This is a genomic window from Rasiella sp. SM2506 (assembly GCF_050859505.1).
GTDB lineage: Bacteria > Bacteroidota > Bacteroidia > Flavobacteriales > Flavobacteriaceae > Marinirhabdus.
The window spans coordinates 2,789,870-2,807,280 of the sequence record NZ_CP193934.1; the positions used below are offsets into that span (position 1 = coordinate 2,789,870).

Annotated in this window: 15 protein-coding genes; 8 read left to right on the forward strand and 7 right to left on the reverse strand. The window is 36.5% G+C overall.

All coding sequences use genetic code 11. The features are described 5' to 3' along the window. Positions 1-22 precede the first annotated feature (22 nt). The 6 genes from ACQ2HF_RS12550 to ACQ2HF_RS12575 all read left to right on the forward strand — a co-directional run bounded on the left by ACQ2HF_RS12550 (position 23) and on the right by ACQ2HF_RS12575 (position 6,261). On the forward strand, positions 23-994 hold the full coding sequence (locus ACQ2HF_RS12550; protein ID WP_432410762.1) for a DUF368 domain-containing protein: 972 nt from the start codon (positions 23-25) through the stop codon (positions 992-994). After that, the gene (locus ACQ2HF_RS12555; protein WP_432410763.1) at positions 994-2,019 is read left to right on the forward strand and encodes a DUF368 domain-containing protein; all 1,026 of its coding nucleotides are present in this window, start codon (positions 994-996) and stop codon (positions 2,017-2,019) included. The genes ACQ2HF_RS12550 and ACQ2HF_RS12555 overlap by 1 nt, the downstream gene beginning before the upstream one ends. Further along, positions 2,012-2,743 carry a shikimate dehydrogenase family protein gene (locus ACQ2HF_RS12560; protein ID WP_432410764.1) on the forward strand — a complete coding sequence of 244 codons (732 nt, stop codon included), beginning with the start codon at positions 2,012-2,014 and terminating at the stop codon, positions 2,741-2,743. Before ACQ2HF_RS12555 ends, ACQ2HF_RS12560 begins: the two co-directional genes overlap by 8 nt. Positions 2,744-2,841: 98 nt before the next feature. Further along, on the forward strand, positions 2,842-5,025 hold the full coding sequence (locus ACQ2HF_RS12565; RefSeq protein WP_432410765.1) for a DUF349 domain-containing protein: 2,184 nt from the start codon (positions 2,842-2,844) through the stop codon (positions 5,023-5,025). Then, positions 5,025-5,657 carry a class I SAM-dependent methyltransferase gene (locus tag ACQ2HF_RS12570; RefSeq protein ID WP_432410766.1) on the forward strand — a complete coding sequence of 211 codons (633 nt, stop codon included), beginning with the start codon at positions 5,025-5,027 and terminating at the stop codon, positions 5,655-5,657. The genes ACQ2HF_RS12565 and ACQ2HF_RS12570 overlap by 1 nt, the downstream gene beginning before the upstream one ends. A 34-nt stretch (positions 5,658-5,691) precedes the next feature. Next, positions 5,692-6,261, forward strand: a complete 570-nt coding sequence (locus ACQ2HF_RS12575; protein WP_432410767.1) for a YdeI/OmpD-associated family protein — start codon at positions 5,692-5,694, stop codon at positions 6,259-6,261. 3 nt (positions 6,262-6,264) lie between these two features. Here ACQ2HF_RS12575 and ACQ2HF_RS12580 read toward each other — a convergent pair whose 3' ends face one another. The 6 genes from ACQ2HF_RS12580 to ACQ2HF_RS12605 form a co-directional block, all read right to left on the reverse strand. Then, the gene (locus tag ACQ2HF_RS12580; RefSeq protein WP_432410768.1) at positions 6,265-6,828 is read right to left on the reverse strand and encodes a TlpA family protein disulfide reductase; all 564 of its coding nucleotides are present in this window, start codon (positions 6,826-6,828) and stop codon (positions 6,265-6,267) included. 196 nt (positions 6,829-7,024) lie between these two features. After that, the gene (locus ACQ2HF_RS12585; protein ID WP_432410769.1) at positions 7,025-9,289 is read right to left on the reverse strand and encodes an aconitate hydratase; all 2,265 of its coding nucleotides are present in this window, start codon (positions 9,287-9,289) and stop codon (positions 7,025-7,027) included. Between the two features lie 543 nt (positions 9,290-9,832). Then, positions 9,833-10,786, reverse strand: a complete 954-nt coding sequence (locus ACQ2HF_RS12590) for an AAA family ATPase (protein WP_432410770.1) — start codon at positions 10,784-10,786, stop codon at positions 9,833-9,835. Positions 10,787-10,794: 8 nt separating this feature from the next. After that, positions 10,795-12,222 carry a peptidylprolyl isomerase gene (locus tag ACQ2HF_RS12595; RefSeq protein ID WP_432410771.1) on the reverse strand — a complete coding sequence of 476 codons (1,428 nt, stop codon included), beginning with the start codon at positions 12,220-12,222 and terminating at the stop codon, positions 10,795-10,797. Next, positions 12,215-13,069, reverse strand: coding sequence for a peptidyl-prolyl cis-trans isomerase (locus tag ACQ2HF_RS12600; protein WP_432410772.1), 855 nt, complete (start codon positions 13,067-13,069; stop codon positions 12,215-12,217). Before ACQ2HF_RS12600 ends, ACQ2HF_RS12595 begins: the two co-directional genes overlap by 8 nt. Then, positions 13,069-15,033, reverse strand: a complete 1,965-nt coding sequence (locus ACQ2HF_RS12605; RefSeq protein ID WP_432410773.1) for a peptidylprolyl isomerase — start codon at positions 15,031-15,033, stop codon at positions 13,069-13,071. Before ACQ2HF_RS12605 ends, ACQ2HF_RS12600 begins: the two co-directional genes overlap by 1 nt. A gap of 219 nt (positions 15,034-15,252) precedes the next feature. Between ACQ2HF_RS12605 and ACQ2HF_RS12610 the strand changes: the two genes are divergently transcribed. Both ACQ2HF_RS12610 and ACQ2HF_RS12615 read left to right on the forward strand, forming a co-directional pair. Further along, on the forward strand, positions 15,253-15,489 hold the full coding sequence (locus tag ACQ2HF_RS12610; protein WP_432410774.1) for a hypothetical protein: 237 nt from the start codon (positions 15,253-15,255) through the stop codon (positions 15,487-15,489). Then, positions 15,486-15,929 (forward strand): DinB family protein, encoded by a 444-nt coding sequence (locus ACQ2HF_RS12615; RefSeq protein ID WP_432410775.1) that lies wholly within the window; start codon positions 15,486-15,488, stop codon positions 15,927-15,929. The genes ACQ2HF_RS12610 and ACQ2HF_RS12615 overlap by 4 nt, the downstream gene beginning before the upstream one ends. On the opposite strand, the gene guaB is transcribed toward ACQ2HF_RS12615, so the two are convergent. Next, the gene (guaB, locus tag ACQ2HF_RS12620) at positions 15,930-17,402 is read right to left on the reverse strand and encodes an IMP dehydrogenase (protein ID WP_432410776.1); all 1,473 of its coding nucleotides are present in this window, start codon (positions 17,400-17,402) and stop codon (positions 15,930-15,932) included. Positions 17,403-17,411 lie beyond the last annotated feature (9 nt).

The following is a 17,411-nucleotide window of genomic DNA, read 5'->3' on the forward strand; positions in this document are numbered from 1 at the left end:
TGGTTAACCTTAATCTACTCTCATGCCATCAAGATCGTTTTTTCAATATGTAGTAATCACTGCTAAAGGCCTTGCTATGGGAGCTGCAGACGTGGTTCCTGGAGTTTCTGGAGGTACCATAGCATTTATCGCTGGTATATACGAAGAACTCATTGAAACCATTCATAAATTAGACTTAGGCTTCTTTAAAATTTGGAAGAAAGAAGGATTTATAGCATCTTGGAATACGTATAATCTTTCTTTTTTATTGGCGCTTTTTTCGGGCGTCTTTATAAGCATTCTCTCGCTTGCTAAAACCATTACCTGGCTCTTAGCGGAGCATCCTATCCTAGTCTGGTCCTTCTTTTTTGGACTGGTGGTAGCAAGTATTTTATATGTAGGCAGGCAAATTAAAATTTGGAATACAAAAGTGATTATTGCTTTACTACTAGCAGCTGCAATTGCCTATGCCATTACTTTGGCAAAACCTATTGGTGATATAGAAAGTATTTGGTTTTTATTTTTGGCAGGATTTATTGCCATTATAGCTATGATTTTGCCTGGTGTGAGCGGTGCCTTTATACTATTATTATTAGGAGCTTATACGTCTATTATAGGAACCTTATCCCAATTAGGAGATGGTGTAACTAAACTTGATAGTGGTATTTTCTTTTCAGCATTTGGCAAGTTGCTTGTGTTTGCAGCGGGTGCTATTGTTGGGCTCAAATCCTTTTCACGTGTGCTGAATTATATGTTCAAAAATTTCAAAAATATAACACTCGCTGTATTAACAGGCTTTATGATTGGAGCTCTTAATAAAATTTGGCCGTGGAAAGAAGTATTACAATTTCGTACCAACCATAATGGTGAGCAAGTTCCGTTTCTGGAAAAAAGTATTCTTCCTATTCAGTTTGACGGTGACCCTAAAGTACTTTTAGCGATTGTATTTATGGTCGTAGGCTTTTTAACTATCTTTATCATGGAGCGATTCGCAGCTTCTAAAAAAGAAAGTTAATGCAACAAACCCGGACCTTTTCAGATAAAATATGGTTGGTTCTAAAGGGCCTTTTTATGGGGGCTGCTAATAAAGTGCCTGGAGTTTCTGGTGGTGTTGTAGCATTTGTAGCTGGGTTTTACGAGGAGTTTATATACTCCCTTCAAAAAGTAAATCGAAAAGCCTTTGCCCTGTTTATAAACGGACGTTTTAAGAGTTTTTTCAAGTATATAAACGGTCGCTTTCTGGGATTACTTATCTTAGGAATGGTAATTAGCTATTTTAGTGTCTCAAAAATATTAGATTACTTACTTGTTCATTACGAGCTATTTGTCTGGAGTACATTTTTTGGAATGATTATAGGGTCTATTTATTTTATCGCCAAAGATTTTGGGGAATGGAACCGTACATATGTAGCCTACCTATTATGCGGTATCATTGCTGGAGTAAGCATCAGTTTCTTAGAACCCGCCCGGCAAAATAGCAACCTGTTTTTTGTGTTTTTCTGTGGAATTATTAGTGTCTCAGGAATGACGTTACCAGGGCTTTCTGGATCGTTTATCCTTATATTATTGGGTAACTACGTTTTGCTACTAGTGGATTCTGTAAATGCGCTTTTTGATACGTTTTCAGATTTAGTACAGGGTGATACTAGTTTTATCTCAAATCCGGAGCGAGTACAAATGCTTAAAATCCTGGCGGTGTTTACGTTGGGTTCTCTAACTGGGCTCGTCTCGTTATCACATTTACTGGGCTATGTCCTAAAACGTTTTAAAAAGGCTACCTATGCTGTTATCATAGGGTTTATCGCTGGCTCCTTAGGTGTGGTTTGGCCGTGGAAAACAAAGCAAATTGATTATGACAACTACGGAAATATTAAATCAGATGCTAACGGTAATGAAATTATAAAAGGCTATGATAGATATTGGCCGTCAGATTTTTCTTTCGAGACGTTTTGGGCAATACTCTTTATATTTGTAGGTATCGCACTTGTTTTAAGTTTGGATATATACCATAAAAAGAAAATTTCCCCCACAGATGTCTAGATTTGGTCTCTTAGGAAAAAATATTGAATATTCATTCTCTAAAACATTTTTTTCAGTAAAATTCGAAAATGAATCTCTCCCACATACGTATCATAATTTTGATATGTCGTGTATCGAAAATTTTGATAATTTTATAGCAAACAATCCAGATATCAAAGGAATGAATGTCACCATTCCCTATAAGGAAGAAATCATTCCATATTTGTTTAGGCTTGACAAAGAATCTAAAAAAATAGGTGCTGTAAATACTATTAAATTCCGTAAGGATGGTAAATTAATTGGCTACAATACAGACCATTTTGGATTTGCAACGGCACTGGCAGCGTTTTTACCCATTAAAGAGAAAACAGCACTCATTCTAGGAACTGGCGGCGCTTCTAAAGCAATTATATATGTTTTGGATGCTATGGGGTTTCAGTATCAATCTGTTTCCAGATATCCCAAAGGTGCTATTCTTGGATACCATCAACTTACAAAAGAAATCATTAAGAATCATTACTTAATTATAAACTGTACTCCTCTTGGAACCTTCCCAAACATCCAGGAAGTGCCCAATATTCCATATAATTATATAGGTGAAGATCACGTACTGTTCGATTTAATCTACAACCCCAGAGAAACCGAGTTTATGAAACGTGGCGCTGCTAATGGCGCTAGAGTAAGCAACGGTTTTACTATGTTGAAACACCAGGCACTTAAGTCTTGGGCTATCTGGAACCGTTAAGACATTTCTCTCCTTCAAAATAAAGCGAACCGCTTTGTCGTTTCTATTGTTGTTAGTATCTTGAACCCTCATTAGTACGAACCCTAACATTGAAACAAATGTCCGACGAAAAATTGCCCCAAAAAGAAAACACTACCCCAGAAAATGATGCCATTGAAAAAGCAATGGTTGAAGAATCTGCAAAGAATACTGAAACTAATTCACCACATTCAGAAGCTAATACCGATAAAGATCTGGTAGAATCTGCCCTTGTTGAAGCTTCAGAAAAACCTTCTGAAACTGATACAATTAATACCGAATCTGTAGCTGTTTCAACTGAAATTTCAGAAGAAAAAGCAACAAAAAATGTTGAAAAAGATTCTAGTGAAGCTTCAGAAGAGGGGTCTAAAGAATCTGATAATAAGGATTCTATAAAAAACGATACTGAAGTTTCAGAAAATAATGAAACATCTACTTCAACAGCTGTAAAAAGTGAAGAGACAACCGAAGAAGAAGATACTTCAGAAGAAGAAGAAATAGCCTCAAGCGATGAAGAAGAAAAAGAAGAGGATGAGGAAGAAGACGTAGATTATAGCGAGCTTTCAAAAAAAGAACTTATAGCGGCCTTTGCAAAATTATTGAAAGAAAAACCCGTTCAGGAAATTAAAAAAGAAGCCGAGGATATTAAAACAGAGTTTAACTCAAAATTCTCTGAAGCTCTTGAAGAAAAGAAAGAAGAATTTCTAGCCGCAGGCGGAAACATTATAGATTTCCACTACTCTACTCCTATTAAACAAGAATTTAACTCGCTGTATTTCGATTATAAGGAGAAAAGAAACAATCACTATAAAAACTTAAAGAAAGACCTTCAAGCCAATTTGGCGAAACGTGAAGAGTTAATTGAAGAGTTAAAAGGGCTTTTAACCACAGAAGAGAACATAAACACAACCTACAAACACTTTAAGGAAATACAAGAGCGTTGGCACACGGCAGGTGCTATACCACGTGATAAATACAATCTTACTTGGAACACCTATCACCACCACGTAGAGAACTTCTACGATTTCTTACACTTAAACAGAGAATTTCGGGATCTAGATTTTAAGCACAATCTAGATCAAAAGCTAAAAATAATAATTAGAGCCGAAGAATTACAACAGGAGCCAGATATAAACAAAGCATTTCGTGAGTTGCAAATGCTTCATAAAATGTGGAAAGAAGAGATTGGACCAGTTGCCAAAGAATACCGGGACAATGTCTGGGATAAGTTTAGTGAAGCTACAAAAGTAATTCACGACAAGCGTCAGGCACAGCAGGAAGAATTTGACAAAGAATTTGAAACCAACTACGAAACTAAAAAAGACTTAGTCGCTCAAATAGAATCTTTTAAAGATAAAGCGAAGCCAAACCATAGCTCATGGCAGCACGCCATGAAAAAGGTACAAGAATTACGAGATACTTATTTTGCGACGGGTAAGGTGCCACGAAACAAAAACAAAGAAATCTGGAATGCATTTAAGAATGCCACACGTGATTTTAATAAAGAGAAAAATAATTTCTACAAAGACCAGAAAAAAGAACAGTACGCAAACTTAGAAAAGAAACGTGACCTCATTAAAACTGCTAATGAAAATAAGGATAATGACGATTTTGACACCGTAACTCCTTTAATGAAAAAGATACAGGCAGACTGGAAATCTATTGGCCACGTTCCCAGAAAAGAAAGTGATAAAGTATGGAAAGAATTTAAAGCAGCCTGTAATTATTATTTTGACAGAATACACGCAAAAAAGAACGAAGCCAGCCAGGAAGAGGAAGAGAACCTTACTAAAAAAGAAGCTTTACTCGAATCTTTAAAAACTAAAGAGCTTACAGGGGATCGTAAAACAGATTTATCTGCGATTAAAGCTTCCATTAAAGAATGGAAAGAAATTGGCCGTGTTCCTTATAAAACAAAGAATATAGAACAAGACTTTAATAAGTTGCTGGATGGATTTTTCAAAAAGTTAGATCTTGGTAAAAACGAAGCTGAACTTATTAAGTATGAAAACAAAGTAAGCTCCATGGTATCGCAGGATGATGCTCGGAAATTACAGAATGAGCATTTTTTCATTTCAAAAAAAATAGACGAAGTAAAAGCAGAGATAAACCAGTTAGAAAATAACCTTGGTTTCTTTCAGCACGTGCCAGATGATAATCCAATGGTGGCCGAAGTACATAAAAACATAGCGCGTCACAAAGAACAATTAGAGGTTTGGAAAAAGAAACTTATTAAAATAAAATCTGCCCGTAGCGACTCCTAATGGTTTGCTGTATTCTTTGTCGTAGTGCAAAGACTTCGGAATATTTTCGGGACGAGCAGCACTGTTTTTTTGTTTGTGATACGTGCACGACGGTTTTTAGACATCCTGAAACCTGGATTACACCTCTGGCTGAAAAAGAGCGGTATTTAGCACATAAGAATGATGTAGAAGACCCGGGATATCAAAAGTTTGTGAGTCCTTTGGTGGAAGCAGTTTCAGCTAGCTTTCCATCTACAGCTTTGGGGCTGGATTTTGGAGCAGGAACTGGGCCTGTAGTGGCTAAATTGCTTAGGGAACAAAGCTATTCAATAGTTTTATACGATCCTTTTTTCCATACCGATACGGGTGTTTTAGAAAAAAAGTATGACTTTGTCTTTTGCTGTGAAGTTATAGAGCATTTTCACCACCCTTTAAAAGAATTTAAATTACTGAAAAATCTTCTCAAACCAGACGGCAAGCTATTTTGCATGACCAATCTTTGGGCAGGGAATTCCGAAGAATTTGAAAGCTGGTGGTATAAAAATGATAGTACGCATACCCTATTCTACAACCCTGCCAATTTAAAGTATATACAAGAAAACTGTGATTTTAAAAACATTTCAATAAAAGGAAATTGTATAAAATTTAATTAAGTTTTTGGTTTGCTAGACTTGTCACTACTTACTAATGGAAGAAAAACCAGAATTATATTTTCCCAAAGATGTTGAATGGCGCGATTGGTTGGATAAAAACCACGCTGTACATCCACAAGGGGTATATTTAATTTTTTACAAACTGGAGACTAATATTCCAACTATGCGCTGGGAAGAGGCGGTAAAAGTTGCGTTGTGTTTTGGATGGATAGATAGTACGGTAAAATCGTTAGGAAATGGAAAAAGGCGTCAATACTTCTGCCCTCGTAACCCAAAAAGCAGTTGGAGCAAACTCAACAAATCATATATACCCGAATTAGAACTCCAAGGGTTCATTCACAAAAAAGGTTGGAAAATGATCGAATTAGCCAAGCAAACTGGCACATGGACAGCAATGGATGCGATTGACAACCTAGTAATTCCAGAAGATCTTAAAATAGCTTTTGAGAACCATCCAATTGCTTTTAAAAACTACAAAAAATTTAGTCCTAGCTACCGTAAAAATTACTTAGCTTGGCTGCATAACGCAAAACGACAAACTACCCGCGATACCCGTATTCTAGAAATTATCCAGCTTTGCAAAGACAACATAAAATCCAGGTAATACCTACTCGGCTAAGAGTGCATCTATAGTTTCCCGAACAGATTCACTATCCCAATCTGCTGCACCTTTTTTATTGATACTAATTTTTCCACTTTTTGAAATAAGATAGGTAGTAGGAAAAGAATTTGTTTCCAATAGTTTTGGAAAGTTGTCTTGTGTGGTATATACTGGAAAACTATATTCTTTTTTATCGATAAATCGTTGTAGTATTTCAGTGTCTTCTAAGGATACAAAATAAAAGGATACTTCGGTATGATAGCGATCGTACAAGGCTTGCATAGAAGGCATCTCGGCTAAACACGGCGGGCACCAGGTAGCCCAAACATTCACTAAGGTTACTTTTTTTTCAGCTGAAGTAAAATCTATTGTAGTTCCTTCTAAATCTTGTAATTGCCAGCTGTAGTCTGAAAGTATTTCTTGTTCTTCTTCGGCAATTTCAGAAGGACTAAAAGCGATGAGCCTATTAAAAAATACTTTAATGGGTGTACCCGTTTGTGGTATAAAAAGTAAAGCTACCAAAACCAATAGTATTATTGTACTCCAATTTTTTTTAAAGAAAGTAATCATACACAAATATATAAAATGAAACTATTAAAAAAACGTATAAAGCGCGCTCCCAGAACGGGAAACACGCTTTAAAATAACAAACAAAAAACAGTCTTAATTTCTTGTAACCCGTCTTAAGTATGAAAAATTGAAACAACCTTACAAAAAAAAGACCTTGATTTGCATCAAGGTCTCGTATAAAAATTATGAATTTAAATTAAGCATTTTCTCTCTTAATCACATTAAGGGCAGATCCTTCTCTATACCAGGCAATTTGCGCAGCGTTATAGGTGTGGTTTGCTTTTATGGTATCTTTGCTACCATCTTTGTGTGTTATTTCAATAGTTAAAGGCGTGTCTGGTGCAAAGTCTGAAATATCTACAAAGTTGAATGTGTCGTCTTCTTGGATTTTATCGTAATCTGCTTCGTTTGCAAATGTAAGACCCAACATTCCTTGTTTTTTCAGGTTGGTTTCGTGAATACGTGCAAAACTCTTCACCAATACAGCCGCAACGCCTAAGTGACGAGGTTCCATAGCTGCGTGCTCTCTTGAAGAACCTTCACCATAATTGTGATCTCCAACAACAATAGTATAAATTCCTTTTTTCTTGTACTCGCGTTGTGTATCTGGCACACCGCCATACTCACCGTCTAACTGATTTTTAACAAAATTAGTCTTCTTGTTGTAAGCGTTTACCGCACCAATTAAACAGTTGTTTGAAATATTATCCAGATGTCCTCTGTAGCGCAACCAAGGTCCTGCCATAGAAATATGATCTGTAGTACATTTTCCGAAGGCTTTAATCAACAGTTTTACGTTGCTCAAGGCTTCGTCTTTAATAGGTTCAAATGGCGTCAACAGCTCCAGACGCTCACTATCTTCCGCAACTTTTACTACAACATTAGCCCCATCTTCGTTAGGTGCTAAATACCCATTTTCTTTTACGTCAAAACCTTTTGGAGGTAATTCCAATCCAACTGGCTCGTCTAGTTTTACCTCTTGACCGTCTTCATTCGTGAGCGTATCATTCATTGGATCGAAATCCAATCTTCCTGAAATCGCAATAGCCGCAACCATCTCTGGAGAACCTACAAAGGCGTGTGTATTTGGGTTTCCATCTGCACGTTTGCTGAAGTTTCGGTTAAATGAATGTACAATAGTATTTTTTTCATCCCCTTTTCTATCGCTTCTATCCCACTGTCCAATACAAGGCCCACAAGCGTTAGTAAATACAGTAGCTCCCAGATTTTCAAATACGCTCAAAAGTCCGTCGCGCTCTGCTGTAAATCTAATTTGCTCAGAACCTGGATTGATACCGAAATCTGATTTTGGTTTTAGTTTTTTATCGATGGCTTGTTGTGCGATAGAAGCAGCTCTTGTTAAATCTTCATACGAAGAGTTGGTACAAGACCCTATTAAGCCCCAATCTACTTTAATTGGCCAGTCATTTTTCCTTGCTTTTTCTCCCAATTGTCCAACGGGTGTTGCTAAATCTGGCGTAAAAGGTCCGTTAAGGTGTGGGCGTAATGTAGATAAATCAATTTCAATTACTTCATCGAAATACTTTTCTGGATTTTTGTATACTTCTGGATCTCCCGTTAAATGTTCTCTTACGGTATTGGCTGCATCTGCAATATCTGCACGGTCTGTAGCACGCAAGAAACGCTCCATAGAATCGTCGTATCCAAATGTTGATGTAGTCGCGCCTATTTCGGCACCCATATTACAAATAGTACCTTTACCAGTACACGAAAGATTTTTTGCGCCAGGGCCAAAATATTCAACAATGGCACCCGTTCCCCCTTTTACGGTAAGGATTCCGGCCACTTTTAAAATAACATCTTTAGAAGCTGTCCAGCCGCTCAATTCTCCGGTTAGCTTCACTCCTATTAACTTCGGAAATTTAAGCTCCCAGGCCATTCCCGCCATGACATCTACCGCATCTGCTCCACCTACTCCAATGGCAACCATTCCTAGTCCACCAGCATTAACGGTGTGGCTATCGGTACCAATCATCATTCCACCTGGAAAGGCATAGTTTTCCAAAACTACCTGATGAATTATCCCTGCTCCTGGTTTCCAGAATCCAATGCCATATTTATTTGAAACCGATTCTAAAAAATCAAATACTTCATTACTTGTTTCATTGGCTCGTTTTAAATCGGCCGCTGCACCTTGCTTTGCTTGTATTAAGTGATCACAATGCACTGTTGTGGGAACAGCAACATTTTTCTTACCTGCTTGCATAAACTGCAATAATGCCATTTGCGCGGTAGCATCTTGACATGCAATACGGTCTGGGGCAAAATCTACATAGTCTTTACCTCTAGTGAAAGCCTTGTTAGGCATGCCATCCCAAAGGTGATTGTAAAGAATTTTTTCTGAAAGGGTTAAGGGCTTGCCTACAACTTCACGTGCTTTTTCTACACGTTCTGCCATTTGAGCATACACCTTTTTGATCATATCAATATCGAAAGCCATATTTTTTCGGTTTTAAGTTTTGAAGTAAAATTATGGTAAAGCTTACCATTTACAAGTCTTGCGAAGGTACAAAATTTTGAAATATTTTGAAAATATACAACGGAATTGCTTTTTTATTAAAAAAAATTCAATAATTGAGAACCTATTGAAAGATAATTGATTAATTCGACAATAGCAACGCCCTAAAATTATCAATTTGAAAATGAAGGCGTTAATTTACAGGATGGCTATTTGCTGAAATTGAGATTAATTACACACTTTTAGCTACTAATATGGTAAAAAAGTATAACCAAGGTTTCAGAAAGCCTGGCTTACATACATACTACTATCCCTGAAAATTTCATTTCGAGTGGCGATACTCCTGTATAAGTCTGCTAATAGCTACAATGATAGCAAGAAGTTGAAATACAAAAGCAATTACTAGGAGTGTGGGAGCGTTCAAAAATTCATATCCCCAATGTAACATTTTGAATATTGCTCCCAAAATATAGAATGCAATACCTATAAGAAACAAAATAATAGGAACAATAAATTTTTTAAACATTAATACAAACTTTTTATGATTTCTTCAATAGAAAGTCCTTCGGCTTCTGCTTTGTAGTTTTTAATGAGACGGTGACGTAAGATACCAATGGCTACCTTTTGTACGTCTTCAATATCTGGTGAGAATTTTCCGTGTAATGCAGCATTTGCTTTAGCTCCCAGAATCAAGTTCTGTGAAGCACGCGGCCCCGCTCCCCAATCTACATAGTTTTTTATTATTTCGGGTGCACCCGGACTAGTAGGTCTTGTTTTACCTACCAGTGTCACTGCATATTCTACCACATTATCTGCTACCGGAATTTTTCTAATAAGTTGTTGGAAATCTATAATCTCTTGCGAAGAGAATAATGCGTTTACTTGCTGTGAGGTTCCTCCAGTAGTAATTTTAACGACTTCTACTTCTTCAGCAAAGCTTGGATAGTCTAAATTTATCGCAAACATAAAACGGTCTAACTGGGCTTCAGGCAATGGGTAGGTACCTTCTTGCTCAATAGGATTTTGAGTAGCTAAAACAAAATAAGGTAAATCTAATTTGTAGTGATTTCCGGCAATGGTAACCGCTCGTTCCTGCATTGCTTCTAGTAAGGCAGCCTGTGTTTTTGGAGGCGTACGGTTAATCTCATCTGCTAAAATGATATTGGAGAAGATGGGACCTTTAATGAACTTAAATGTTCTGTTTTCATCTAAAATTTCAGAACCTAATATATCACTAGGCATTAAATCTGGCGTAAACTGAATACGTTTAAATTGCAGTCCAAGCGCTTGCGCCACAGTATTTACAAGTAACGTTTTGGCAAGACCTGGCACTCCAATTAGTAGTGCGTGACCCCCAGAAAAAACAGATAATAATACCTGCTCTACAACTTCATCCTGTCCTACAATTACTTTTTTTATTTCTTGCCTAAGGGCATTATATTTTTTTACGAGTTGCTCTACTGCCGCTACGTCTCCCATAATGTATTTTAATTACTTGTTTTAATCCAATCGCTCGAAAATTCGCAGTCCTGATAATCTTCATTCACGCTTATGTAGGTCTGCTTAATTTGTTTGTTCTGCCAAGTTTCTATGGCTCTAATTTGCTTTTCTTTTAGGGCAAGTTCTTGAATACGCTCGTAATCTTTAACATACTCTGCAGGATGTTCTTCGTAACGCTTGTTTACGGTATAAATTTTGAATGTTGCTTTTCCTGTTCTATCTCTTTCTACAAAAACTTTAGAGACTTCATCTTCGGCAAGGTTGTATACTTTGGCACTTAGGTCTGGATCCATTTTGGTTAGATCGAACTTGGTGTCGAAGGTTACTGGGTTTATTAATTGCCCACCATTGTTGCGTGTTTCTACCTCTTCGGAATACAAACGAGCAGCTTCTGCAAATGGAATTGTTCCATCGGCTATCCCAGTTCTTACTTTCTCTATTTTTTCTTTTGCTTTATCGATACTCCATTGTGGCACTTCAGGATAGATAAGAATGTGACGTACATCTACTTCCTGACCTCTAATTTTATCTACCTTAAGGATATGGTACCCAAAAATTGTCTCAAAAGGTTCACTTATTTCACCTTCTAGTAATGAGAATGCTTGATCTTTAAATTCTTTAACGTATTGAGAATTTCTTTTGACCCCTTCTATTAAACCACCACGGGTTTTGGAACCATCCTCGGAATACAAACCAGCTTTTGTAGCAAAACTAACACCATTGTTAATGATGTCTTCGCGCATTTGGTTAAGCCTATCAATAGCGGTTTGTTTTGCCTCTTTTGGTACTTCTGGTTCTACTACAATTTGTGCAACTTCCACTTCTGCACTAAATACAGGGCGTTCGTCTTCTGGAATTGCAAAAAAGAATTCTCTAACTTCTTCGGGTGTGATTTCAACATTTTCTACTACTTTAGCTTGCATTCTTCCAGCGAGTTTCAAATTTTTTCTTGCTTCAAAAAATTCACTTCTTAACTCGGGAAGGCTATTTTTTCGGTAAAATTTAAGCAACTTTTCTTCTGATCCTAGTTCTGCAATCGAATATTGCAACATTTGGTCTACCTCTGGATTTATTTCTCCATCACTAACTACAATACTATCCTGTACTGCCTGGTGCAAATAGAGTTTGTCTTCCATAAGCTTTCCAATTAATTGACATCTTGTAATGTCTTCTACGGAAACACCTTGTTGCTGAAATTCTAAATATCCTTTGTCAATATCGCTGTCTAATACTACGTAATCGCCTACTACAGCAGCTACACCTTCTACCTTATATCGTGAAAAAGGTTCTTTAATGGTATCTGTTTTTACCATGGCTGTAGTGGTAACAGTAGAGTCTACCATTACTTCCTCTTGTGCTTGCGCTTGTGCAAATACGGCGGTACATACTACCAAAAAAGCTAGTATTTTATTCATTTTCATAAATTTCAAAATTGTTATTTTTAATTGCATCTGTAGTAATATCTTTTTCTAATTTTTTTATTAGATCCAACTTTCTTTTGTTAAGAAGAATCTGTTCAATGGTAGGTTTTACATATAATAAAGGGGCTATATCACTAGGATTAAGCCTATCTTCAATTTTCAGTAAATATACTCCTAATGAGTCTTGTAAGCGGATAAAATTGGATTTTTTTAACTTTTGTTCGTCCGTGATTTGTAAGATAGGAAGTGCCATTTCAAGCGATTCTCGTTTTACCCAAGTACTATCGTTAAGGTTAAAACTTTTGTATTGTATACTTTCGGCCATCAAATCTTTCTTGTCCTTTGCATTAAAGCGTTCTATTTTTTGAGAGGTTTGCGTAAAATTTGTAAAGTCTTTATCTATTTGAATATACCGCACTTTAAATAACTGATCGTTCAGTTTAAAATTTTGTTTGTTTTCCTCATAAAAATTTTCAAGTTCATATTGCGAAACTGTGCTATCTAATTGCTTGCTGATAATAGTATTTTTATAAGCTTCTGTATACAAATCCCGTTTGTATTCTGCTATTAGTTTATTATAATTTTCTTGTTTGTTTTCAGGAATATTAATAATGGCTTGATCCATTAAAATTTGCTGGGTAGCCCATCTGTTAATATAATTACTAACTATTAAGGTACTATCCTCTTGTGATGCATTTTCAGAAATAAGAGCTGCAATATCTTCCTGATACAAATATGAATTGTTTACCCTAGCAATGGGTACTCGGTCGTCCTTTTCCTTAAAATAATCGCAACTAGAAACTAGTATACAAACGCATAATAGGTATCCTGTTATTTTCATTAGTTATCTATTTCCTTTTTAAGTTTTTTCAAGGTTTTCTTGTTAACCGTTACGTTATATTTTTCTCTAAGACTTTTAACCCAATCTTCTTCAACTTTTACCTGGTAATCGCTTAATACTCTTCCACGTACATCGTCTAGGCTTTTTTGCATGGGTGGTAAAATTTCCATAACGTTCACTACTGTAAATGTTGTTCCATTCACATACGTTTTCGATACGCCTTCTTGTTTTACAAAGCCACTTGGTAACGTTTTGTTTGAAAGCTCAAATTTTCCGTGGGTTACTATTGCTTTTACATTAGTGCCATTGTTTAAGGCTTTCTTTATTTCTTCAGCATTTTTGCCTTGCTGGAGCATGTCTCTTGCCTGATCTGCATATGCCTGTCTTGTAGCATTTACAATAATTGCATCTACACGTTCTTCCCAACTAAAGGTCGTTCTATTCTCATCAAAATACTTTTGAAGACCAATCGTGTCATTTTTAGCCTTGTTCCAAATATTATCTTTCATCAAATCGAAAATGAGCAAACCATCACGATATTCATTAATAATAGCAGCGTAATCTTCGTCTTTTTTCTCTAAATCATTTCTGTAATATTCTTTTAAAGCGTCTCTTTCAAAAGAATCGTAATAGCTTAACAATGCTTCGCCTATGGTGTTAAACTTTACCCTTCGCTTTTGCGTAGCGGTGATATACTCTGCAAAATCAAGGTATGTTTTAGATTCTTTTTCACCTATGGTGAATATTATTTTATCTCCTTGACTTCCCATCGGTTTCATAATCCATTGTCCGTTGCGTAAAGAATCGTTTACATAGCTTTTGAAAAACTCCAAATAAGGATCTCCTAATGTAAACCCATATTTTTCTTTAATATTATTCTTAACCGCTGCCGTTACAATTTTTGAGCGGGCTCCATCTTTTACTTTTTTTTCTAAAAACTCCTTTTCTTCTTCAAAACTTGTTTGATCTAGTATGTTGTCCAATCGTGCTATATGCCAACCATCCTCACTTTTAAATGGTTTGGTTACATCTCCTTCTTTCTTAATATTAAATATTTCTGTTTCAAACAATTTTGAGCGCAATTCTCCTTTGCCAAAAGGACGCAAACTTCCGCCCTTTGTTGCAGAACCTTTATCATCTGAATATTGTTTGGCTAAATCCTCAAATTTTTCACCCTGCTGGAGTAGTTGATAAATTTCCTCGATACGCTCTTTAGGATCAAAAGTTCTGGTTTCATCTTCCTTATCAAAAACCATAATATGAGACACGATACGTTTTGGTTCTCGTATTCGTATATCATTAACTTTAAGTATATGATATCCAAATTGGGTTCTCACAATCTCAGAAATGCCTCCCTTTTTTGTATTGTATGCAGCTGTTTCGAAAGGATATACCATAGAAAAAACCGAGAAATACCCTAAGTCACCTGCTGTTTGTTTGGCATTAGGCTCTTCAGAATTTTCTCTAGTCAAAGTTTCAAAATCTTCTCCTTTTAGTGCACGTTCCCGTAATTTTTCTATTTTTTGATAGGCTTTTAAAGTATCCGCAGGACTATCTGTAAACTTTGAAAGAACAAGAATATGGTTGGCATAAATTTCTTTAAGACCCCTATCATATGCCTCTTTTGCTAAGTCTGCTGTAACATTATCTTCATAGATATAATAACGTGAAAGTTGCTCCTGGTATTCACTCAATTCTTTCTTATATACTTTTTTTTCGTCTAGCTTTTGAGCATAAGCTTCTGTAACTTTTAGTTTATAGTCTATAAAAAGATCCAGATACCCATCTACAGTTTTCTGGTTTTCATCCTGAACTAAATCCAGATTCTTATTATAAACCCTTTTAAACTCTTTCACATAAACAGGTGCCCCATCTATAGTTAAAAGAACCTCATTTTTTTTCTGTCCGAAGAGAATAGTAGACACTAATAAAAAGGATACTAATAAAAAGAAAAATTTTTTCATAGGTTAAATTTTTTTTCTGAAATGTGTGCAAAAATAACAAATTATAGTGCTTTGTGAGGTTATTTTGTTAAACGTTTTTTAATCGAAATTAGTACTCTTACAGTCTTACCAAAATTAAATAGTTGTAACTTGTATTTACAATTTCTGTCTTTTATAGAAGTCAAAAAAAAAGTAATCTATACAAAGCAATAAATGAAGCTGTTAATTAGCAAAATAAATATGGAACGCATAAAACTACTATGGGATTTTAGAGGGCCAAATGCAGAGCCAATTGCCAAACATCACGCTATCCACCTGAAAGAATTTGTTGTAGCTGAAGGCCTACAAAACACCCTCTGCAACACTCAAAAGATGACCGAAATGTACTGGATTGCCTACTTGGTAGTAGATAAAGCACATATGAACGATTTGCGGGAACGTTTAAAACCCAACCGCGGACAACTATACACCGAATGAAAAGCTTTTTTAAAAATTTGTTTGAGTACAACCATCACTCGAATGCCGAAGTAATTAAACGCATCGTGTCCAATGAGGCACTTTATTCTGAAAAAGCGCAAATCTTAGTAAGCCATACCCTTAACGCACATCATATTTGGAATGCGAGAATTGAAGAGGTAGAAACCAAATTTAGTGTCTGGCAGCTCCACTCACTTAAAGAAGCCCTGGCAATAGATTTATACAACTTTAAAACAGCCAACGTAATTTTGGAAGTAAAAAATTTACAAAAAGTAATAGACTATACAAATTCTAAGGGTATTCACTTTCAGAATAAAATTCAGGATATCTTATTTCACATCATCAACCACAGTACCTACCATCGAGGCCAATTGATGAGCGAATTAAAACTACAAGGCTTCACTCCTATTACAACCGATTATATATTCTACAAGCGATAATTATCTAGAATAATTTGGCGACTCTTTGGTAATAGTCACATCATGCGGGTGGCTCTCATTAATCCCCGAAGCGGTTATTTTTACAAACCTGCCAGTCTCTTTTAAGGTCTCAATATCTTTACTTCCGCAGTAGCCCATCCCAGCTCTTAAACCACCAATAAACTGCGTCATGCTTTCCAGCAATTCGCCTTTATACGGTACACGACCTACAATGCCTTCTGGCACTAGTTTTTTAATATCGTCTTCTACATCCTGGAAATAACGGTCTTTAGAGCCTTTTTTCATTGCTTCTACAGATCCCATTCCACGGTAGCTTTTAAACTTTCTGCCTTCATAAATAATGGTTTCCCCTGGAGATTCTTTGGTTCCAGCCAATAACGACCCTAACATCACACAATCTGCTCCTGCTGCAATGGCTTTAGGAATGTCTCCTGTATAGCGTATTCCTCCATCTGCAATCACTGGAACTCCAGAGCCTTTAATAGCAGCAGCTACTTCCATTACAGCTGAAAACTGCGGAAATCCGACACCCGCAACAACCCTGGTTGTACAAATTGAACCTGGGCCAATACCTACCTTTACAGCATCTGCGCCAGCATCTACCAGGTATTTTGCAGCTTCTGGTGTCGCAATATTACCAACCACAACATCTAAGTCTGGAAATCGCTTTTTTACTTCTTTTAAAACCGTAACCACGCCTTTTGTATGACCGTGAGCAGTATCAATAATTACGGCGTCTACTTGTGCGTGTACCAGCGCTTCGGCACGTTCTACGGCATCTGCTGTAACTCCTAATGCAGCGGCAACACGCAACCTCCCATAACTATCCTTATTAGCCATTGGTTTTTGAGTGAGCTTAGTAATGTCACGGAAGGTGATTAACCCCAACAACATATTATCATCATTTACTACCGGTAGTTTTTCAATTTTATTCTTCTGAAGAATTATCTCTGCTTCTTTTAAGGAAGTTCCTTCTGCAACAGTCACCAGATTTTCTGAAGTCATGATATCACTCAACTTACGGTCTAAGTTTTTTTCAAATCTTAGATCCCGATTAGTTACAATTCCAATAAGTTTCCCCGCATCGTCAATAATAGGTATTCCTCCAATACTATATTCTCGCATTGTTTTTTGAGCATCCCCAACATTATTGTCTTTTTTAAGAGTCACAGGATCTTGAATCATTCCACTTTCGGCACGTTTTACTTTCCGCACTTCGGCAGCCTGTTGTTTAATAGACATGTTTTTATGCAGTACCCCAATTCCACCTTCACGGGCAATGGCAATAGCCATAGCACTTTCGGTCACGGTATCCATCGCTGCAGAAACGATTGGTACGTTGAGCGTAATGTTACGTGAAAACTTTGTTTTAATGGAAACATCCCTTGGTAATACTTCGGAATAGGCAGGTACTAAAAGTACGTCATCGTATGTTAAACCTTCGCCTAGAATTTTGTTTTCGTGTGCAGTCATCGCAATTAA